Below are 19,639 nucleotides of genomic sequence, written 5' to 3'. Positions count from 1 at the left end.
GATGAGCTCGAAAGAAACCGTTGCACGCGGAGGAGGTCGTCGCGGGGATGAGTGACGCAGTAGCGCAAAAGCCGGAGGTGGACCAGAGAACGGTCAGGCGGGCGGTCATCGCGTCCGCGATGGGGAACGCGACGGAGTGGTACGACTACGGCGTCTTCACCTCGGGGGCGATCGCCACCAGCATCGGCACGGTGTTCTTCCCCGGCGAGGGTAACGCGGTGCTGAAGTCGCTCGCGCTCGTCGCGGTCGGCTTCATCGTCCGCCCGTTCGGCGGCGCGTTCTTCGGGCCGCTGGGGGACAAGCTCGGCAGGCAGAAGGTCCTGGCGATCACGATCCTGCTGATGTCCGGGTGCACGTTCCTGGTCGGCTGCCTGCCGACCTACGCGGGCCCGTACAGCATCGGCATCGCGGCCCCGGTCGCCGTCCTGCTGCTGCGGCTGATCCAGGGCTTCTCCACTGGTGGCGAGTACGGCGGGGCGGCGACGTTCATCGCCGAGTACGCGCCGACCAAACGCCGGGGGTTCTTCGGCAGCTTCCTGGAGATGGGCACGCTCGGCGGGTACGTGCTGGGCAACGTGGTCGTGCTGGCCGTGACCCTGTCGCTCTCGCACGAACAGGTCGAGTCCTGGGGCTGGCGGATCCCGTTCTTCGTGGCGCTCCCGCTGGGCCTGATCGGTCTCTACCTGCGGTCGAAGCTGGAGGACACGCCGGAGTTCCGCAGGCTGGAGGCGACCGGGAAGAAGCCGGAGAAGGCGCCGCTGCGGGAGACGCTGACCCGCAACTGGCGGATGATCCTGAACCTCATCGGGATCGTGCTCCTGCTCAACATCGCCGACTACATGCTCTTGACGACGATGCCGACGTACTTCACCGACACGCTCAAGATCAACGACAACACCTCGACGCTGATCATCATCGGGGTGGAGCTGGTGCAGATGGCGATCATCCTCCCGCTCGGCGCGCTGTCCGACCGGATCGGGCGGAAACCGCTGCTGCTCACGGCGGCGATCGGGTTCGCGGTGCTGAGCTGGCCGTCGATCAAGCTGATGCAGTCGGGCAGCATCCTGTGGCTGGTCGTCGGCTTCCTGATCGTGGCGGTGCTGCTGGTGTTCATGCTGGCGGTGATCGGCTCGACGTTCCCGGCGATGTTCCCGACCCGCGTGCGGTACGGCTCGTTCGCGATCGGCTACAACATCTCGACGTCGATCTTCGGTGGTACCTGCGGTGTCATCGTGACCGCGCTGATCAAGACCACCGGTAACAACGACTGGCCCGCGTACTACCTCATAGCCGCGGCGTTGATCGCGATCGTGCCGATCCTCAAGATCCCGGAGACGTCCCAGGTGCCGATCGAGCAGATCGACACCGCGGACACGGGTGGCTCACTGGTCGGTGCCAAGAACTGACACCGGCGCCCGCCGAACGCGGAAGTGCCCCCGTCCATTGTGGACGGGGGCACTTCGCGTAGGTCGGTGTCAGCGGGTGGCTTCGGCCACCTCGACGCGAGGAGCGAAGCGCTTCTGCGACCAGACGGCCAGCGCACTCGCAACCGTTACTGCGACACCGGTTTCGATCAACAGGGCAACGAAGACCATGGCTTCCTCCTCGGATTCTCGGGCCGGCGAAAGGGGAGCCGGCTGAGCAGTTTGTCGGCGGCGGAACGTGCCGCCACAGGGCATATCGCCACCGTAAGCCCAGGTATTTCACGGTGGGGCCGCTTCAAACGGTGATCTCGGCCACAGCCTCACGCGCGCGTGAAACGCCGGTGAATCAGCGGTTTCCGCGCTTCAACGAGTGGTGCGTTCGGTGCCCGGCGCCGCGGTCGGCACCGGTGCGCTCCCCGGCACCTGCCTCGTCGGCGTCGGTCCCGGAAGCCGTTGGGAGGTCTTGGGAACGCTGGTGCCAGGTGCTCCCGGCGTGGCGGTCCCGACGTTCGGTTGTTCCGGCACGGACTGCCTCTCGGGTGAGGTGGCCTGCTCGGGCGCGGGGACGGGGGACGAGGGGGAGGACGGGACCGTGGAAAGACCAGGACCGGCGGGCTGGATCGGCGCCGGATCGGCGCCGAGGTGGTGACCGGCCATGAACCCGGCCACCACGAGGATCACCGCCGTCGCGGCGGAACTGCCCGCCATCGCCCAGCGCTTGCGGCGCCGCCGGATCCGCCCGCCGCGCGCGATGACGTCGGCCGCGTCGAAGCGCATCGGCGGTCCGCTCGCCGCCGAGGAGAGCACGGTCCTGATGTCGTCGTTCTCGTCCATCTCGTCACCTCCCTTCCAGACCGCTGGTGCTGAACGACAGCGACTCGAAATGCGGGCCGAGCCGTTTCCGCAGGGTCGCCAGTGCGCGTGCCGCCTGGCTCTTCACCGTGCCGGTGCTGCAGCCGAGCGCCTTGGCCGTCTCCTCGACGCCCAGGTCGTCGAAGTACCGCAGCACCAGCACGGCGCGTTGTCTCGGCGCCAGGACACCCAGTGCGTGCCGCACCAGTTCGTCCTGCTCGGTCCCGGTCCGCTCGACCGGGACCTCGGGTAGTTCTCCGGTGAGCCGCTCCCGTTTCCACCGGACCTTGCGGTGCTCGGCGAGGAACGTGCGCAGCACGACCTTGCGAGCGTAGGCGTCCAGCGTGTCGTGCCGCGCCAGCCGCGGCCACGCCAGGTACAGCTTCAGCAGCGCGGCCTGGGTGAGGTCCTCGGCCTGGTGCCAGTCGCCGCAGAGCAGATATGCCGTGGCCCGCAGGCTGTGCGCGCGCTCGCCGAAGTACCGGGCGAACTCGCCGTCCCACGGCGAGCCCGCCCGGTCCTCCGGACGAGAGCGAGGTGTCACCGGGTTACTTGACCTCCCCGATGGCGGGCAGCCAGGTGGCGCCGATCGGCCCCGCCGGAATCGCCGTGGGCACGCGGGCTTCGCCCGGCTTGCTGGTCTGCCTGGGCGCGCCGGGGGCCGCGGCCGGGGCCTTGCTCGTCTGCCGGTCGGTGGCTGCGGGCGCCGGGGCGGGGGCCTCGGTGGCGGTCGGGGGGGGGGGGCGGGGGGGGGGCGGGGGGGGGGGGGGGGGGGGGGGGGGGCCGCGGGGGGGGGGGGGGCCCGGGGCGGTGGTCGGCTCGTCGGTCGCCAGCGCGGTCCCGGCGGTGGCGGCGCCACCGGCCAGCAGCAGGGCACCTACGGTCAAGGCCATACGAATACGCAAGTCGAACTCCTCGGTACTGGCGCCGCACCGGATCAGCGGCGCCCTTCGCGGTAAGTCATGCCGCCGCGGTTCCCCGGGGTTGCATCGAATTTCCGGCGGAGACACGAACGGCCAGGAAACCCGTGGGGAATCCTGGCCGCCCGCTGTTCGCCGGATGTTCAGCTCGCGAGCGCCGACAGCTTCTGCCAGTCGGCCCAGTTGTAGGTCCAGTCGCTGTAGTCGCCGTCCTTGGGACCGAGCTGCTGGGTGCTGCCCACGATCTCGACCGGGTCGCCGGGGAGCACGCCGTCGTAGTACTCCTTGGCGTTCGCCGGCGACAGGTTCAGGCAGCCGTGCGAGATGTTCTGCTTGCCCTGCGCCCACATCGACGAGGCGAGGCCGTGGATGAACTCGCCGTTGTTGGAGATCCGCACCGCCCACGGCACGTTCACGTCGGTGTAGCCGTAGCGCGGGTTGCTCATCGAGTACGTCGCGTGCTTGGACATCACGACGTGGACGCCGCTGTTGGTGACCCGGCCGGGGTCGGAGTCGAGCCCGTAGCTGACCGGGTAGTCGGCGATCTGCTGGCCGTCCCGGATGACCTGCATCCGGTGGGTCCGGGGATCGCCCTTGACGACCTGGGAACGCCCGATCTTGAAGCTGGCGGAGACGTCCTGCTGGCCGTAGACGCCCTCGCCCATCTTGACGCCGTAGATCTTGGCGTTGACCTTCACCTCGGTGTCGGGCTTGAAGTACTCCTTCGGCCGCCAGTGCACCGAGGTGTCGCCCTCGACCCACGCCCACGAGCCCTCGGTCTTCGGCGTGGTCTCCACGGAAAGCGCCTTCTCGACCGAAGCCTTGTCGGTGACGCGGCTGGGGAAGGTCAACGTGATGGGCATGGCGATGCCGTAGGTCTGGCCGTCGCCGACGTTGAGGCTGCCCGACATCTGCCGCCTCGGTTTGACCGTCGTGAAGGCGCCGCTGATCGGTGCCGGCTTGCCGTCGGCACCGATGGCCTGGCCGGACCACGTGTAGGTCTTGCCGAAGCCGAGTTCCTCGGTGGTCTTCCAGCTCTTCTTGTCCGGAGCCGCCTGTCCCGCGACCTGTTTGCCGTCCGGGTTGGTCAGGACGACCGAATCGAGGGTGCCGTCGGTGACGCTGACGGTGACCGGTTCGCCGGGCGGGACATCCTGCGCGCCCGCCGTGGGTTGCACCGTCACCTTCGCCGGCAGCGCGGCGGGCGCGGACTGCGTCGGGCCCCCGCCGGTGGTGCCGCTGGCCGACACCGCGGATCCATCGCTGCACGCCCCGAGCGTCAGCACCGCGACGAGCCCCAGCACCGCGCCCGCCACTCGACGGTGCGCGGAGTTCCTGAATGTCACACCGATCCCCAATCTCCCCTTTGCTGCCCCAACCACCGAGACGCCTGGATCAGTCCGGACGTTGATCCCCTGCGAAGTGACGAGTGTCACAATCGGCAAGAATTCCTTCACGCACAAGACATGACCGACTCCGTGCCGTATCCGGTGATCACCGGCTTCGGTGTGCGACGTCCAGACTAGCCGGTACCGCCGACAAGATCAGTCGTGCGCGGTACGAGGGCCCGGTCGCTGCGGGAACCGTTGGTCCATCCGCTCGATCACGGGGTTCAGATTTGGCCAGATCCCGGTAGGCTGCTCTCAGGCCGTCGTTTTGCGTGTTAGTGGCTTCACACTCGCGGAACTTCTGACGCGAGCCGCGGAGCCGACACGCTCTTCGCTCGTCTCGTTGGAACCGCCCGGGACGGTCGGGGTGCCGCTTCGGTGGCATTCGAAGCGGAATCTGTAACGAGGAGTACAGCGGTGGCGCAAGGCACTGTGAAGTGGTTCAACGCGGAGAAGGGCTTCGGCTTCATCGCGCAGGACGGCGGCGAAGGCGACGTTTTCGTTCACTACTCGGAGATCGATGGGCGCGGTTTCCGCACTCTCGAGGAGAACCAGCGAGTGGAGTTCGAAGTCGGCCAGGGGCAGAAGGGCCCGCAGGCGCAGAAGGTCCGCCCGATCTGAGTCAGGCCCTCGGCGTTATCCAGGCCTGAGAAAAGGCCCCCGGTGTCCGCACCGGGGGCCTTTTCTTTGGTGTTGCTGTGTCTTGCGCGCGTCAGCGCCTGCCCGCCACGGGCTCGTCGAAGGCGCCGGCGGGGAAGTGGAACTCGTCGGTGAGGGCGGCGTCGACGTCGGACTGTCGGTGGTCCTGCGCGGACGCGGCCTGGCTCTCCCAGGAGAGCCGCTCGAGGATCCACTCCTGGGCGAGTGCCTGCGGTGAGATGTTGCGCTCGCCGGCGATGTCCTTGAGCTGCTGGCTGGCGATGAGGTTCATGCGCAGCTGGTAGACCTGCGCCTCGCCGAAGCGCTTGCCGCTGCCCGTGGTTTCCGGGGCGGACTCCGGCGCGAGTGCGGCGAGGTAGCTGGTGAGCTCCTTGTCCTCCTCGCCGACCTCCTCGGCGGGTGCGGCCTTGGTGCCGTCGCGATGACGACCGGACGACACGGCCTTGAGGTTGGTGCGGGTCCCGAGACGACCAAAGGATGGAAGAGGCACGCCGCAACGATAACGGCGAGGTCTCGGAAACCCAACCACTGTGAGCCACAACACACCAAACGCCGTAACACAATCAGCCCAACCACCCCCCGCTCAGCCCAACCCACCCACCCCTCTGCCCTAACCCTTAGCAACCACAAACAACAAAACCGAGCGAATAGGCCGACAAACACGATCAAGGTGCCTGGGCTCGCCAGAGCCGCCAGGCCCTAGGCGAACAACGGTGACCACGCTGGTTCAGGAACCGACCGCACCGTGGGGGTCCGGGGGGCTCGGCCCCCCGGGTAATACGCGCGGGGGACCGTCTGGGAGGGCGAGGAACGAGCCCGACCAGACATGGAGAGACCCCCGCGCCAGGGGGAGGAACGCGGGGGTCGGAGGGGATCTCCACAGGCGCTGACCGGGGGTGTGTCAGCACCTCTAGTGTTGCACGACTTCCGGGGTTGGGCGAGTGGAAGCCGGGAAAATTCCGTTGCTGGTGTCCACTCCGTCGTGGTCTGTTGTTCATTTGCGGGTCCGGGGTTCTCCTGTCGTGCTGGTTGCGCAGCGTTGAGCGGAGTGTGGCCTCAGGTTCACTCTCCGGGGGGCTGTGTGTGGCGGCCGGCGCTGGTTAGCCTCGCGGCCAGGTCGTTGTGAGCCGATGGAGGGGCAATGGGCGGGTCTGCGGAAGTGCGGCAGTTCCTCCTCCGGTACGAAGGTGCCGATGGGGGGAGCGCGACGTTCGCCGGTGGGTTGCCGGCGCAGCGCAGTGGTGGTTCCGACACTCAGCGGGTGTCGGATGATCAGGTCCGGCGTGCGCGTCTTGCGGTGGCGAATGGCGCACTCGGGGTGGAGGACTGTGTGATGTTGCTGGACATGCTCGGGCTGACGCTGGACGACGACGGCCAGGCGCCGGTGCAGCGGTGACCCGGCGGGTCTGACGGTCTTCTTGGTGGGAAACCCGCTGCTTGCGGCGGGTTCCTGAAAGTGTTTTACGAATCCGTGCGGTTTCTGGCGGGCGTTTCGTAACAGTGTTACGGTTCCTGGGACGAAAGGAGCTGACATGGTCACGAGCGACGGGACGATCGAGCTGGCGCACCGGATCCGACCAGTGGTGCAGGTGCTGGGCGGGCAGTTCATGACCTCGCCGGAGCTGGCGGAGGTGGAGACCGAGACGGGCTTGCCGCCGCGGACGCTGTACCTCCGCGGGCGCTCGGCGGTGCTCGGGGACGCGCCGCCGAAGGTGGTCGCGGAGCTGTTCGGGATCTTCCCGCACTGGCTTTTCGAACTCGCGCTGCCGCCCGCGATCGAAGCCCTGTCGGCACCCGATGCAGTGCGTGCCTACACCGAGTCATCGGCTCGCTGGTCCCGTGGCCATCTTTCGGGTGTATCCGAATCGGGACGGCTCGCGGATCTTCTGTTCCGTTTGGTGGACGGCGCCGACGCGAGCGGCCTTGCGCTGTTCGCGGGCTGGCAGTCCGCCGAGCGGCCGGAAGGAGCGGCCGAACGGCTCGGATTCGCGCTGATGGTGTTCCGCGAGCTACGCGGCGGCCTGCACTTCGCCGCCTTGCGCGCGTCGGGGCTCACGATCCCGGAGGCCGTGCTCGCCGACCCGGAAGGCGGTCGCGAGCGGCTGCTGCGAACGGCGTGGTCCGCCGAGGATGCCGACGCGCTGATCGCTTCCGCGTCGGCGAAGCCGGATCTGGTGGACCGCTGGCGCGCCGCCGAGCGACTGACCGACGAACGCGTCGCCGAGCTACTGGAGGCGCTGCTGACGGAAGCCGAACGCGACGAACTCGCGACGCGCGTGGCCGCACTGGGCGAACTTGTGGCCGTTACGGCATGATGGGTGCTGTTCCCGCAGGTCCCAGCCCTGCGGTGCGCTTAAGGAACCCCCTGTGCAGGGCGGCTGCGACGTGCCCTATGCTTGTAATCGCTCCCGGGGGGACCTGAGAGCGCGGTCGGTCGGTTCGCCGAAACCGGCCGAGCTCCCATCGTCCAGCGGCCTAGGACTCCGCCCTTTCAAGGCGGCAACGCGGGTTCGAATCCCGTTGGGAGTACGTAGTACCCTTCATTTCGATGAAGTTGCAAGGCCCTGTGGCGCAGTTGGTTAGCGCGTCGCCCTGTCACGGCGAAGGTCGCGGGTTCGAGTCCCGTCAGGGTCGCAAGATCGTTCGGCTCCTTGCCGGCGTTCCCGGCCAGGTAGCTCAGTTGGTACGAGCGTCCGCCTGAAAAGCGGAAGGTCGCCGGTTCGACCCCGGCCCTGGCCACCCGCGTAGAAGCCGCCCCGACCCAGGTCAGGGCGGTTTTTTCTGTTCCTGGGTGGATCATGAGCCTGGCCGATGTTGACCTTGGTTGACCGCCGTTGGCCGTCGCTAGTCGCACGTGGGTTGCACGGCGGGTCTGGACCTCTGTCAGCTCGAAGCGGCTCCACAGTGCGAGCTGGTTCGGGCTGAGCTGGTGGCTTGGCTGCTTCATCGCTGGTCCTCCTGGCTGGTCGACGACGGCGGTTGAGTTGTTCGGTGCCTGTTCGCTGCCGTTTCCCTCGCCCCTGCTGTGCCTTGCGCTGAGTCGGTCGTGTCAAGGCACTCTTTCCCGCCTTGATACGGGCGGCTCGGCGTAAGACGCTGAGAAGCGAGGGACCCCCTGGTGGCCACTGCTCCGCGGCTTGGTGGGTCGGGCGGTTGTGCCGTCTTGGTCGATGAATCTCCGTCGTCGTCGGTGGCGCGCTGTGCGGTGCTGCCTGTCGGCGGGCGCGTCCGGCGGCGCGTCGCCCAGAGCGGAGCGGGGGGCGGCGTGTCGCACTCGGGCGGGCGCGCCGTACGGGCGGTGACGTGCGCGCCGCCGACGGCGGCGCCTTGATCCCATAGAGCCAAATTCGGCAGCTTTCCATGACCTGAAGCGCGCAAACACTCAGAACGGGCCGATCGTTAGCGCCCTTTGGACACCGCCCATCCCCCGTCGCCAAACACTCGAACACCCCCATTAGAGTGAACTTTGACCCGAACACTGGGTCGATTTTTTTAGCTTAGGGTAAGCGAATGACAACGTTGTAAGATTACTTTTCGCGTCTATCCGTGCACGGTACTCATTGGTAGTCAGCCTTACGGTCACTAAATATCGCATATTTATGACTGCGACACCCCTACATGTTGTGCTGCGGTCGGCCGTGTGGTGCTTGCGCAACTTTCCGATGCAAGTCAAGCTGAGGCAGCGCACCGAACACGATGCGTATACAGATCAACATCCGGAGAAACCTGTGGTTTTCAAGATCGAACCAAGCTATGGCCAGTGGTACTTCAACATCATTTCCAGCAACGGAAATACGCTGGCGACGAGCGAGCGCTACCGGAACAAGGTCGACGCTGTTCATGCCGCCCAGTTGATCATTAACCAGGCGGGAGGCGGTCGCATCACCTACTGATGTGAGAAGGCCCCGCGTTCCGAAGTGCTTGCGACACCTCGGACTGCGGGGCCTTCGCACGGTAGTCACAAACCGGCTAGCCGTACAGCCCCCTTCGAGTTCCAACCTTCGGACCGCCTAGCGAGCCTCTTCGGTCATCCCGTCGACTCGACGGAGCTGCAACACATCCCGCAATCAGACTCGGGCCGCTCGGGCAATGGTGGTCCAGGCGCGGACGCGATCACAATCGAGTTCGGCGGCGTCCGCTACAACAACGGCCATATCTGGTACTGACGGCACGGCCGCAGAGATCTTGATGGCCATGACGGCCGCGTCGTACTCGACTTCACCGTGTAAGCCGCGCGGGTCGATGAGCAGCCATCGGCCGTCGGAACCACGGAGGACGTTCCACGGTGAGGGGTCGCCGTGGCACAGACTCGGGCGCGTGTCGGTGGCCAGTTCGTCGAGCACGTCGAGTGCGCGCTTGCGCTCGGGAAGCGGCGCGGCGGTTTCGCCGGGCGGGAGGTCGGTGAGGTTGTCGTCTATCAGGCGTTGGTGAAGCCAGTCAGCGAGGTGTGGCAGGTCATCGGCGGGCGCTGGTGCTGCGGCTATCGCGCGTAGCGGAGCGGTCAGCTCGTCGAGGGTGACCGTGGCCGGGTCGGCGTCGGCGAGTGGTGTTCCGGGGATGACATGATCCATCACGGTCCACGTACCGGTGTCGGTGGCGGTCACGGTGTGGATAGCGGGGCCGATGCCGAGTTGTGCTAACTCCGCCGAGACTGTGGCTTGAGCTGCTGCGTCCGGGTCGGTGCTCGCGCGCAGGATGAGAGTTCGGTCTGCGGTCTTGGCTGCGACGACTAACGCGTATCGAGCGGGTAAGACGCGTTGGGGCGTAGCGGAATGACGACGGCAGAGGTCGGCTAACTCGGGCTCGACGGCGGTAAGCCATGGGTCGGCGCGGTCAGGCCAGCGGGCGCGGACGGAGCGGGCGAGTTCCGCGGGGACTTTCACGAGACAGGGACCAGGCTGGCCAAGGTCTCGGTGATGGCGTCGGCCTCGGCGGTGGTGAACTTGGCGCGCTTGCCGGGCTTGTTGGCGTAGCCGATGACCCGGACGCCTGCGGCGTGGGCGGCCTGGATATCGGTCACCGAATCGCCGACGAACACGCAATCGCCCGGGGAGACGTCGAGCGTCGCGATTGCCTGGCGAAGTAGATGTGGACTCGGCTTGAGCAATCCAGCGTCGGAGCTGGTTCTTGCCTGCACGGTGTCGACGGCGGGCCGGAGGTTGTAGAGGTCGAGATAGACGCTGATCGCTGCGGCACTGTTGTTGCTCACGATGGCCAGCGGGCGACCGGAGACCTGCCACGCCTCGATGAGGTCGTGTGCCCCGTTGGCAGGGGTTGCACCGGGGATGGCCTCGACCTCGTGCGCGGTGAAGGCTGCTTCGACGTAGCGGGCCTCGTCGGCGCCAAGCGTGGCCGCGTAGCGCAGGACGTCGAACGGGTCCGCACTCGCTGCGACGGCTTCGGGCAGCTCGGCGTGTCCGCCTTCGGCGAGGATCTCGCGGAGCTGGTCGGCCACCGTGGACGCAGGGATGCTTGCGAAGACCGAACAGACCGGGCCGTCGAAGTCGAGCAGGAGCACGCGGGCCTGGGTGAGCAGGTCGGCAGGGTTCATCGCTGGAAGTCCTCGGCGACGCTGTCCCACACGCTCTCGAACCACGTTCGCGCCTGGTCGACGTACTGCGATCCGGTGGAAGTGTCGTCGTCGCTGATCGAGTGGTGGAACAGGACAGCGTCTTTGCCCATGAGGTCGTAGATCGCCTTGGTCTCGTCGCCGAAGTTGATGACGTGTTCGCGGACGGGGTAGAAGCCGAAGAACGCTTCTTCGTTGTTGATCAGGTAGAGCTTGAACATCGGCGGCGCGGGGTGCACCCGGACCTGAGCTGTGGCCTTGCTGATCAGACCTAGCTCCCCGAGTTCGGTCACGGAGTCGACGATGGCTAGCGTGTGCCGCCGCATGATCTCGGTTGCTCGCTTGCGGAACGCGGGGCTGTCGGCGTGCTCGTCGACGGTGCACGGGAGCGACCACGGTTGAGTCGGGTCCGGGACGAGCAGACGCACGGTGATCGACTCGGGGCGCAATCGGCCGATACGGATCTTGTCCAGTGGCTCGGTGATGACGCCGTGCAGGGTCTCGCCGGAGAACCCGGCGAAGTCGATTGTGACGTCTTGGGCCTCGAAGGCGCGTTCGATGTGCGGCCGGAGGCCGATGGGGCGTTCGGTGCGCTCTCGGACGAACACGCCGCTGCCCTGCCGTGACACGATCAGTCCCTCTTCACGCAGTTCGCGCAGGGCGTTCTGCACGGTCATCGGCGCGACGTTGTACGTCTTCGCGAGCTCATTCCGGGATGGGAGCTTGTCGCCCGGCGTGAACTTCCGGGTCAGGATTGCGGCGCGCAGAGCGTTCGCTACCTGCACGTATGGCGGTCGCGGATCGTCTGGATCGAGTGGCACCGGGCCTCCTTGTTTCCTTTGCTCTGCCCTTGGGCGGTGTAAAGCAAGTCTCCCTGACCTGCGCGGAGGCTGTCTAGGCGACCTAGAGAGCTAGGCATTTTTCTGCTTGATTGACTTGTCTAGCCAACCTAGCTATTCTGGCCATGTCAGCCACGCTAGGCGGCGTCGCACGAGGCGCAGACAGGGAGCAATTGAGATGGCAGTACCGCGCGGAACGCGCTTCGAGATCGAGCATGACCACGTCTTTCCGGCCGGAGCCGCGATTGTCGGTCCGGTGACCCCGGACATGGAGTACGTGTCCAATGAGGACAAGGCCCGGGGCAAGCAGCCCAAGCAGAAGATCGACGAGCAGACCGGGCTGCCGCAGTGGAAGGTCACGGTGACTGACCCGTCCGCGGAGAAGGACCGGGACAAGTCTGCGACGGTCACGCTGCTGGACCGGGTCCAGCCGGTGCCTCCCCCGGCGGCTATGCAGGGTTTCGACTTCCGGCCGGTCGTCTTCGAGGGCCTGATGGTCGAACCCCGGGTCATGGGCGAGAAGTTCAAGTATCAGGGCTGGGTGCTGCGGGCGACCGGGATGCGTGAGCCCGGTGGCGCTGCGGCGTCCAAGCCTGCGGCGTCGAAGGGCACCAGCGGTCAGGGTGCGAGCGGTCAGAAGGCCGCGTGATGGCGGGGCGGCCGTCGCGTGAGGCGGTCGCTCGGTGGAACGACGCGTATGCGGAGCAGACGGCCGCACTGTTCGCCGCGATGCGATCGGCATCCGACGACGTGGCGGCGGTGCGCCGTCTCGCTCACGCGTACCACGCTGTCGCGCTCGCCTGGCGCACGTTGTCCGGCGAACTTGCCGCTCCCCTGTGGGCGCGGAACGCGGCGGCCGTGGCGGCTGAGGAATTCGACCGACGGGCGCGGCTGGAGATGGGACGCGCCGATTCGGCCCAACACAAGGGAGAGGCGACATGAGCGGCACGGCTCGTGACGCTGCGGCGTTCCAAGAGCTGATCCAGGCGTGGGAGACGGCGTACCGGGACTACATGGCGGCCTGGGAGCGGTACCGGTCCGATCGCTCGGTGGCGGTTGCACAGAACGCGGCCAACTCGGCGCGGCGGGTGTCGAGCACCTGGCTCGGGCTGGCGGGAACGCACGACTTGCCGTGGTGGTGCGTAGCCGCGTTGAAGGCAGCGGCCGAAGGTTTCGCCGAACTGGCAATGGATTGGGCAGGCAAGGCAGGCAGTGATGAACGTGCGGGACGGGCTGTCGTGGGTGGTCGGACCGTGGGACGAAGTCGAAGTGACGGAGACCGGTTCAACCCCGAGGTGCCCGCCGGTCCTGGAGCTGTCAGGCGGCCCCGGCGTGCTGACGCTGTGGCCACCGACCGATCCTCGGCGGTGGATGGAGTGCGTCGTGTTCCTTCGCCAGCTCCGCGATTGCGCCGAGGACCTGGCGACGCTGCTGGAAAACCGCGCGGCGGAAATGCGGCGGGTGAGTAATGGCGACGTCGAAGAAGAAGCCTGAGCCTGAACCCCGGACCTTGGCCGAGGCGCACGAATTCGTCCAGCGGACACGCCCCGCATCGGACGCGAGTCCGGCCGTGTGGCTGGCATACCGCCGGGCGAACGCGCGCCTCTATGACCATATCGCCGACGTGGACCGTGGGCACCACCACGAATCCAAGTACTACGTCGGCTATGAGCAACGAAAGGCCGAAGAGATCGCCGCGCAGATCCAAGAAGAGGACCAAGCGGACAATTAGTCACATGTAGACATTCAATAAGTCAAGTGGCTCAACGAAAAACGCGCGCTATGTCGCGCGGCGGTGAAACGCGCCCTCATTCGGGATCGCGGATCGTAAGGCGCAGAAGCGGAAACCGGCTACCAACCTCGCCGCTCCTGCGCCGTCCACAACCTTGGGAAGTGAACAATGTCAACGCTAAACGATGGCAACGAACACGCGCTAGGTGGGGTCACCCGAACGCGCTGCGCAGTCTGCAAGCGGTTCGCGAAGCTGCTGCCCGGGGAGACGAAGTGCGCTCCCTGCCGGGGAATGCTGCCGCTGGAACTGCCCGTTACCGCTCGGCGGGGTGGTCGCTGATGGCTACGGGCGGGCTGATTCTGGGGCTTCTCGCGCTCGGGCTGGGCGTGTGGGTGCTGCACAAGGTGGGTAAGGCGCTGGCGTGGCTGCTGGAGGCCCTGGCGGCGATCGCGGTGGTGTTCCTCGCGCTGTGGGGCGCGGTGAAGTTCCTGCTGTGGCTGGGAAAGCAGCTCGTCACGCACTGGCGGACCAGCCTGGTCCTGGTGGCGCTGGGCGCGTGGTGGTTCTGCCTGGGCTGGCTGTCGCTGGCCATCGTGGTGTGGTCGCTGCTCGTGCTGCTGGTCGCCTGGCGGCTGATCGACGTGATGTCGTTCGACCAGTGGTGCGGCCGGTTCCTGCGGTCGTGGTGGCTGCGCTGGGCGCTGTATGCCCGCAAGCTCCCCGGCTGGCTGCACGCCTGCGGGCTGTCCATTTCGGACGGAACCCTGCCGGTGGAAGTGACGGTCAACCTCGTCGGCCGTCGCCGAAAGGCAGTCTCCCGTACCGGTGGCGGCGGTGCTGCGCTGCGGGTGCCCAAGGTGCTCGGCGTGCGTTCGGGTGCCTCCTGGGATGAAGTCCGGGTGGAACTGGTCCCGGGCCAGAAGCCGGAAGACTTCGATGAGGCGGCGCGGGCGTTGGCCTCGGCGCGCAAGGTCACCCGTTGCCAGGTCCGCGAACTGGAGCCCAACGTGGTGTCCCTGGACTTCATGCGCCGTGACCTGCTTTCCGCGCCGGTGGCCTGTCCGACACTGCCGGATCTTGTGGCGGTCGACGGCACGGGTGTGGATCTGCGGCACGCGTTCGCCGGGCGCACGGAGTACGGCAAGGAGTGGACGGTGCCTTTGGTTGGTCCTGGTGCTCATTGCCTGACCGCTGGTGCGACCGGTGCGGGCAAGGGCTCGGTGATGTGGTGTCCGCTCGTCGCGTCGGCCTCGGCGATCCGTTCCGGGGTGATCCGGCTGTCCGGGATCGACCCCAAGGGCATGGAACTTGCCTACGGGCGCGGGATCTTCGCCCGATACGCAGTGTCCGGAAAGGACACCCTGGGCGTGCTTGACGCGCTACTGGAGGAACTGGAGCGGCGCAAGGCGGAGTTCGCGGGCAAGGTGCGGTCGGTGCCGATCTCGACGGAGTGGCCGTTGGAACTGCTGGAGTTCGACGAAATCGGCGCGCTGACCCGCTACACCGATCGGCAGACCCGGGAGAAGATCGTGGAACGGGTCGCCATCCTCAACACCCAGGGCCGCGCGCTCGGGTTCACGGTGCGCGGGTATGTCCAGGAACCGACGAAGGACACGGTTCCGGTGCGGGAACTGTTCCCCCGCCGGGTGTGCCTGCGCGTCACCTCGAAGACCCACGTCGGCATGGTGCTCGGGGACAACGCCTACGAACGCGGGGCGTGGGCGAACCGCATCCCGGAATCGGCTGCCGGTACCGGCTACGTGTGGGGTGAGGGCATCCGGGAACCGTTGCGTGTCCGGGCGGGCTGGGTGCCGGACGAGACGGTGAAGGCGCTGGAGCGCTACGTCACCAACGGCGGCGCGCACGTGATCGACCTGTCCGCCCGACGTGGTGACGGCGAGAAGGGGGCGGCGTGATGAACCCGGTCATGGTTTTCCTGGACGCGATTCGTGATCACCTCGACCTGCACGAGTTGCCTCCGGTGGGCTCGATTGACGTCACGAAGTGGTCCAATCCGATCACGGTGCAACTCGACGTTGACGGCTTGGCCGACGTGGCGCGGGCGCTGCTGGTGTGGGCGAACACCCTCGACGCGGTGACCGCGCAGATTCAGCGGATGCGAACGGTGGGATCCGTGCATCTGTCCATCTCGGGCCGGACTCCGTGCGGGGCTCCGGTGCTGGTGTATGGCTCGGTGCCCTTCTCCGAGGACGTGTTCCCGGACCTGCCCGCCGGGGCGAAGCAGGACATGCCGGTGTTCGTGCTGCGGGGCTGGGCCGACGCGGGGGAGGTGGCAGCCTGATGACGGGAGCAAACCTCACCGAAGAGGCCGGCGGGACGCCTGCCGGTTCTCCTCGGGTACGGCCGCCGCTGGCCTCGGATGTCGTGCGGGCGACGGCGGAGAAGCACGGGGTGTGTGTCCGGCCGTTCACCATGGAGGTCGGCGACACGGAAACCGGGGAGCTGCGCTACATCCCCGTGCCGTGCGGGTCCACTGTGGAATCGGTGTGTCTGCCGTGTGCGCGCAAGGCGAAGGCGCTGCGGCAGGCCCAGTGCCGGGAAGGGTGGCACCTCGACGCGGAACCCGAGATCGCCTCGGCGTCCCCGACCGAGGATCACAAGGAGCTGCTGGAGTTCCGCGCGGATCTCGTAAGCGCTTACCGCCAGGTGGTGAATGAGGACCAGGCGGAGGCGGAGAACCTGCGTGAGGAGATCCGCACGGTGGACGCGGAACTTCGGCAACTTGGCATGCGTGGGCGTCTCCCGGCCGTGGACCTGCCGGACAGGAAGGCGGTGAAGCGGTCGACGCGTCGGCGGCAGGACGCTCCGAACCTGCCTCGGCGCAAGGTCGCCAAGACGACGGTGGGTCGCGAGTATGCGGGGCGGTTCCGGCCGTCGATGTTCGTCACGCTGACCTGCGACACCTATGGGCCGGTCCGCGGTGACGGGTCGCCGGTGGACCCGGCGTCGTATGACTATCGGCGGGCGGCTCGGGACGCGGTGCACTTCTCGGCGCTGGTGGATCGGTGGTGGCAGAACCTGCGTCGGGTCGTCGGCTGGGACGCGCAGTACTTCGCCACGGTCGAGCCGCAGAAGCGGGCGGCGCCGCACCTGCACACCGCCGTTCGCGGCTCGATCTCGCACGAGACCATCCGCCAGGTCACCGAAGCTACCTACCACCAAGTGTGGTGGCCGAATCACGACCGGATCGTCTACGTGGACCGGAAACCGGTCTGGGACGGCGATAGGCGCGTGTTCGTGGACCCGGACACCCGAGAACCCCTGACGGCGTGGGATGACGCGGTGGAGGATCTGGAGACTCCGGCGCACGTGGTCACCTTTGGACGGCAAGTGCACTCCAAGGGCATCCTCGGCGGTACGGAGGAAGCCGGGCGGCACATCGGCTACCTGACGAAGTACCTGACCAAGTCCACGGGCGAGGTCGTGTCGGCCGAGTCGGCGCGGCAGGAAGACCATCACGAACGCTTGCACGCGGAGCTGTCGGTGACCCCGTGTTCGCCTCGGTGCGCGGTCTGGCTGCTGTATGGCATCCAACCCAAGGGCGCCAACGGAAAGATGACGCCGGGGCACTGCAAGGGGCGGGCGCATCGGCGGGTCACCCTCGGGCTTCCGGGGCGGCGGGTGCTGGTGTCGCGCAAGTGGTCGGGCAAGACGCTCGGGGACCACAAGGCGGACCGCCAGGCGTTCGTCGCGCGGGCGCTGGCGGCGGTCGGGATCGTGAAACCCGCACCCAGCAAGGAAAACCAGGTCTGGCGCAAGGTCGAGCCCGGGGACACCCACGTACCACCGCGAGATCACCTTGTCATGCACGCCATCGCCGAACGCATCACGTGGAAGGCCGAGTACGACCGGGCGCTACTGGCCGCGCAAGGGCCACCCGGCGGCGAAGAAACTTCGGCAACTTGGCTGGCGGCGTAGGGAGGGGATGCACGTGAACACGAGGTACCTGAACGTCAAGGAAGCGGCTGCCTACCTGAGTACGACGGAGCGATTCGTCCGGCGGCTGATCGCTGAACGGCGTATCGCCTTCCACAAGCTTGGGACGCATGTCCGGTTGGCTGTGAGTGATCTTGACGCGTTCGTTCGGGCCGGTCGTGTCGAGCCGGTCACGGTGCGCTGGTCCGGTGGACGGGTGGTGGCCTGATGGTGAAGAAACAAGGCCGTCGTCGGTTCGGCTCGGTTCGCAAGCTGCCGTCCGGGCGGTTCCAGGCGTCGTTCATCGGTCCGAACGGGGAGCGGCAGTACGCGCCGGACACGTTCCGGACGAAGACGGACGCGGATCGCTGGCTCGTCGGTGTCGAGGCGGACATCAGTAAGGGCGCCTGGCTGGATGACAAGCTCGGGCGGGAAACGTTCGGCAACTACGCCAGTGCGTACCTTCGCGACAACCCGAACGTAGGGGACCGGTGGGAGGAGACGTGTCGGCGGAACATGCGGCTGCACATGACCGCACTACTCGACCTGCCGTTGATCGCGATCACTCCGCCGGTTGTCCGGAGCTGGTATGCCAAGGCATTAGCCGGGGACGGCGGCAAGACGTCCATCGGGCAGTCGTACCGGTTCCTGCGGGCCGTGATGAACTCGGCGAAGCGAGACGGCGCGATCATGACGAACCCGTGCCAGATTCCCGGCGCGGGCTCGGACAAGGCCAAGGAACGCGGCATCGCGACTCCCACCCAGGTGGTCGAGGTGGTCGACGCGATCACTCCTCGGTACCGGGCGGCCGTGCTCCTGGCGGCGTGGTGCGGTCTCCGTCGTGGGGAGGTGTGCGGGCTACGGACGGAAGACGTCGACCTGGTCGACCGTGTCGTGTGGGTGCGGAAGAACCGCGTAGAACTTCTGGAGAGCCCAAAGAAGTACGACAAGGACCCCAAGTCGGACGCGGGTCGTCGACCGGTCTCGATTCCTCCTCACCTCATGCCGTACCTCCGGGACCACATGGCGGAGTGGGCTGGGCGAGAACGCTTCTTCATCGGACGCGACGGGCAGCCAATGCGGGGAAACGCGGTCTATCAGGCGTTCGTTCGAGCGCGTGAGCGTGTGGGCATCGGCGTGAGCTTTCACGATCTGCGTCACACCGGTCAGACCCTCGCCGCGAGTGCGGGGGCGACCCTGGCGGACCTCAAGAAGCGGCTCGGCCATGCGTCGGCTGCCGCGTCGCTCCGGTACCTCCACGCGGTCGAGGGCAGGGACAAGGAAGTAGCCGACCAGTTGAGCAAGCTCGCCGCTCGTGGTGACGCCGCGAAGCTGCCTAAGTCGATCATCGTCAAGCACTGACGACTAACGATCTCTTAATGATCAATTCCTGGTGTCACTTTGGCGACTCGGTAAACGGACCGATCAAGGGGGCGACTTCGTAGTATGGATAGCGCCTTGTTGGTTCCCGCTGTTGGCTTCCTCGGGATCTTGGTGGGCCAGTGGCTCACGTCTCGCCGGGACGCCTTGGGGCGTGGACAGCAGCGGAAACTAGCCAGGATGGAGACCTACTCCGAGTTTTACCACTCCATCGTCAAGCTGGTCGATAACGTCGAGAATGCGCGTTGCGACAAGCTCGTTACGTCGGGTCAAGTCGTCGTACGCAAGTACTTCCCCTTGAGTATCACGGCCTCACGCCCGGTGGATGTGGCTGCTGCGACGATTGCGGTTAAGGCGGGGTCCTTGTCGACTGATCAGGTTCTTTCTGGCGCTGAAATGGAAGCGCTAGAGACGGAGCTGTCCGACCTGGCGTCTGCCGTCCTGACTGCGATGAAGATCGACTTGGACAGTGAGAATCGCGGTTGGGTGTACCCGCTGTCGGGGTGGGTCAGACATCCTGTGTTGTCGTCTCGCAGGCTGAACGTCAGGCGACGGGATCGATGGGAAGGGTTCGTGGCAGCGCTTCGACTCGAAGCCGAGGCACGCCCGGTTGTTGAGGAGCCTAAGAAGGATGATGTTGCACGTGTAACGCACGTGCCCGGCGCACAGACCTCCTGACCTGCAAAAACATGCCCGCCTGAAAAGCGGAAGGTCGCCGGTTCGACCCCGGCCCTGGCCACCCGAGTCGCCCGAGGTATGTCTGCGGAAAGCGCGGACCGTGCCTCGGGTGTCGTGTTTTGTGGGGGTGCAACCCCCACGCCCCGCGCGGGGGGGGGGGGCCCCCCCCCCCCCCCCCCGGTGTGGTTTGCTTTAGTTGGGTGGTGACCCTGCTGGGTGTTCACCGTTTTTGGGGGGTTTTAGTAGAGCGTGGTTTGGTGT

General features: G+C 66.8%; 22 protein-coding genes and 4 tRNA genes. 19 read left to right on the top strand and 7 right to left on the bottom strand.

What is annotated here, in order from left to right; genetic code table 11:
* Positions 1-47 precede the first annotated feature (47 nt).
* Positions 48-1,406 carry an MFS transporter gene (locus ACFWY9_RS37510; RefSeq protein ID WP_378329701.1) on the top strand — a complete coding sequence of 453 codons (1,359 nt, stop codon included), beginning with the start codon at positions 48-50 and terminating at the stop codon, positions 1,404-1,406.
* A 381-nt stretch (positions 1,407-1,787) separates the two neighbouring features.
* Here ACFWY9_RS37510 and ACFWY9_RS37505 read toward each other — a convergent pair whose 3' ends face one another.
* The 3 genes from ACFWY9_RS37505 to ACFWY9_RS37495 all read right to left on the bottom strand — a co-directional run bounded on the left by ACFWY9_RS37505 (position 1,788) and on the right by ACFWY9_RS37495 (position 4,542).
* The gene (locus tag ACFWY9_RS37505; protein WP_378329702.1) at positions 1,788-2,258 is read right to left on the bottom strand and encodes a hypothetical protein; all 471 of its coding nucleotides are present in this window, start codon (positions 2,256-2,258) and stop codon (positions 1,788-1,790) included.
* Between the two features lie 4 nt (positions 2,259-2,262).
* Complete coding sequence (locus ACFWY9_RS37500; RefSeq protein WP_378329703.1) at positions 2,263-2,820, bottom strand: SigE family RNA polymerase sigma factor; 558 nt, start codon at positions 2,818-2,820, stop codon at positions 2,263-2,265.
* Between the two features lie 519 nt (positions 2,821-3,339).
* Positions 3,340-4,542 (bottom strand): Ig-like domain-containing protein, encoded by a 1,203-nt coding sequence (locus ACFWY9_RS37495; RefSeq protein WP_378329705.1) that lies wholly within the window; start codon positions 4,540-4,542, stop codon positions 3,340-3,342.
* Between the two features lie 459 nt (positions 4,543-5,001).
* Here ACFWY9_RS37495 and ACFWY9_RS37490 point away from each other — a divergent pair, with 459 nt between their 5' ends.
* A complete protein-coding gene (locus tag ACFWY9_RS37490) occupies positions 5,002-5,205 on the top strand; it encodes a cold-shock protein (protein WP_020669570.1) in 204 nt (67 codons plus the stop codon).
* A gap of 91 nt (positions 5,206-5,296) precedes the next feature.
* On the opposite strand, the gene ACFWY9_RS37485 is transcribed toward ACFWY9_RS37490, so the two are convergent.
* Positions 5,297-5,734: a hypothetical protein gene (locus tag ACFWY9_RS37485; protein WP_378329707.1), complete on the bottom strand. Its 438-nt coding sequence runs from the start codon at positions 5,732-5,734 to the stop codon at positions 5,297-5,299.
* A gap of 651 nt (positions 5,735-6,385) precedes the next feature.
* On the opposite strand from ACFWY9_RS37485, the gene ACFWY9_RS37480 reads away from it, so the two are divergent.
* The 6 genes from ACFWY9_RS37480 (at position 6,386) to ACFWY9_RS37455 (ending at position 9,137) form a co-directional block, all read left to right on the top strand.
* Positions 6,386-6,640: a hypothetical protein gene (locus ACFWY9_RS37480; protein ID WP_378329708.1), complete on the top strand. Its 255-nt coding sequence runs from the start codon at positions 6,386-6,388 to the stop codon at positions 6,638-6,640.
* A 136-nt stretch (positions 6,641-6,776) separates the two neighbouring features.
* Positions 6,777-7,559: a hypothetical protein gene (locus ACFWY9_RS37475; RefSeq protein ID WP_378329709.1), complete on the top strand. Its 783-nt coding sequence runs from the start codon at positions 6,777-6,779 to the stop codon at positions 7,557-7,559.
* Between the two features lie 141 nt (positions 7,560-7,700).
* A tRNA-Glu gene (locus tag ACFWY9_RS37470) sits at positions 7,701-7,773 on the top strand.
* A 31-nt stretch (positions 7,774-7,804) separates the two neighbouring features.
* A tRNA-Asp gene (locus tag ACFWY9_RS37465) sits at positions 7,805-7,878 on the top strand.
* A gap of 31 nt (positions 7,879-7,909) precedes the next feature.
* Positions 7,910-7,983, top strand: a tRNA-Phe gene (locus tag ACFWY9_RS37460).
* A gap of 860 nt (positions 7,984-8,843) precedes the next feature.
* Positions 8,844-9,137, top strand: coding sequence for a YegP family protein (locus ACFWY9_RS37455; protein WP_378341133.1), 294 nt, complete (start codon positions 8,844-8,846; stop codon positions 9,135-9,137).
* Between the two features lie 174 nt (positions 9,138-9,311).
* On the opposite strand, the gene ACFWY9_RS37450 is transcribed toward ACFWY9_RS37455, so the two are convergent.
* The 3 genes from ACFWY9_RS37450 to ACFWY9_RS37440 all read right to left on the bottom strand — a co-directional run bounded on the left by ACFWY9_RS37450 (position 9,312) and on the right by ACFWY9_RS37440 (position 11,634).
* Positions 9,312-9,848 (bottom strand): aminoglycoside phosphotransferase family protein, encoded by a 537-nt coding sequence (locus ACFWY9_RS37450; protein ID WP_378341132.1) that lies wholly within the window; start codon positions 9,846-9,848, stop codon positions 9,312-9,314.
* 275 nt (positions 9,849-10,123) lie between these two features.
* Positions 10,124-10,795, bottom strand: coding sequence for an HAD family hydrolase (locus tag ACFWY9_RS37445; RefSeq protein ID WP_378341131.1), 672 nt, complete (start codon positions 10,793-10,795; stop codon positions 10,124-10,126).
* Positions 10,792-11,634 carry a GntR family transcriptional regulator gene (locus ACFWY9_RS37440; protein ID WP_378341130.1) on the bottom strand — a complete coding sequence of 281 codons (843 nt, stop codon included), beginning with the start codon at positions 11,632-11,634 and terminating at the stop codon, positions 10,792-10,794. Before ACFWY9_RS37440 ends, ACFWY9_RS37445 begins: the two co-directional genes overlap by 4 nt.
* A gap of 196 nt (positions 11,635-11,830) precedes the next feature.
* Here ACFWY9_RS37440 and ACFWY9_RS37435 point away from each other — a divergent pair, with 196 nt between their 5' ends.
* From ACFWY9_RS37435 to ACFWY9_RS37385, 11 genes are all read left to right on the top strand, one after another.
* Positions 11,831-12,301, top strand: coding sequence for a hypothetical protein (locus ACFWY9_RS37435; RefSeq protein WP_378341129.1), 471 nt, complete (start codon positions 11,831-11,833; stop codon positions 12,299-12,301).
* An 80-nt stretch (positions 12,302-12,381) separates the two neighbouring features.
* A complete protein-coding gene (locus tag ACFWY9_RS37430) occupies positions 12,382-12,594 on the top strand; it encodes a hypothetical protein (RefSeq protein ID WP_378341128.1) in 213 nt (70 codons plus the stop codon).
* Positions 12,595-12,867: 273 nt separating this feature from the next.
* The gene (locus tag ACFWY9_RS37425) at positions 12,868-13,146 is read left to right on the top strand and encodes a hypothetical protein (RefSeq protein ID WP_378341127.1); all 279 of its coding nucleotides are present in this window, start codon (positions 12,868-12,870) and stop codon (positions 13,144-13,146) included.
* On the top strand, positions 13,121-13,384 hold the full coding sequence (locus ACFWY9_RS37420; RefSeq protein WP_378341126.1) for an AMED_5909 family protein: 264 nt from the start codon (positions 13,121-13,123) through the stop codon (positions 13,382-13,384). Before ACFWY9_RS37425 ends, ACFWY9_RS37420 begins: the two co-directional genes overlap by 26 nt.
* A gap of 338 nt (positions 13,385-13,722) precedes the next feature.
* Positions 13,723-15,300 carry an FtsK/SpoIIIE domain-containing protein gene (locus ACFWY9_RS37415; protein WP_378341125.1) on the top strand — a complete coding sequence of 526 codons (1,578 nt, stop codon included), beginning with the start codon at positions 13,723-13,725 and terminating at the stop codon, positions 15,298-15,300.
* Positions 15,300-15,686 carry a hypothetical protein gene (locus tag ACFWY9_RS37410; RefSeq protein WP_378341134.1) on the top strand — a complete coding sequence of 129 codons (387 nt, stop codon included), beginning with the start codon at positions 15,300-15,302 and terminating at the stop codon, positions 15,684-15,686. The genes ACFWY9_RS37415 and ACFWY9_RS37410 overlap by 1 nt, the downstream gene beginning before the upstream one ends.
* A complete protein-coding gene (locus tag ACFWY9_RS37405) occupies positions 15,686-17,323 on the top strand; it encodes a replication initiator (RefSeq protein WP_378341124.1) in 1,638 nt (545 codons plus the stop codon). The genes ACFWY9_RS37410 and ACFWY9_RS37405 overlap by 1 nt, the downstream gene beginning before the upstream one ends.
* 13 nt (positions 17,324-17,336) lie before the next feature.
* Complete coding sequence (locus ACFWY9_RS37400; RefSeq protein WP_378341123.1) at positions 17,337-17,549, top strand: excisionase family DNA-binding protein; 213 nt, start codon at positions 17,337-17,339, stop codon at positions 17,547-17,549.
* The gene (locus ACFWY9_RS37395) at positions 17,549-18,682 is read left to right on the top strand and encodes a tyrosine-type recombinase/integrase (RefSeq protein WP_378341122.1); all 1,134 of its coding nucleotides are present in this window, start codon (positions 17,549-17,551) and stop codon (positions 18,680-18,682) included. Before ACFWY9_RS37400 ends, ACFWY9_RS37395 begins: the two co-directional genes overlap by 1 nt.
* Before the next feature lie 198 nt (positions 18,683-18,880).
* Positions 18,881-19,378 (top strand): hypothetical protein, encoded by a 498-nt coding sequence (locus ACFWY9_RS37390; protein ID WP_378341121.1) that lies wholly within the window; start codon positions 18,881-18,883, stop codon positions 19,376-19,378.
* Positions 19,343-19,439: transfer RNA gene (locus tag ACFWY9_RS37385), tRNA-Phe, on the top strand. The genes ACFWY9_RS37390 and ACFWY9_RS37385 overlap by 36 nt, the downstream gene beginning before the upstream one ends.
* The last annotated feature ends 200 nt before the right edge of the window (positions 19,440-19,639 follow it).

This window comes from Amycolatopsis sp. NPDC059027 (genome assembly GCF_042739735.1).
Taxonomy (GTDB): domain Bacteria; phylum Actinomycetota; class Actinomycetes; order Mycobacteriales; family Pseudonocardiaceae; genus Amycolatopsis.
Note: the sequence above shows the minus strand (reverse complement) of the source record. Positions and strands in the feature narration are given on the sequence as shown.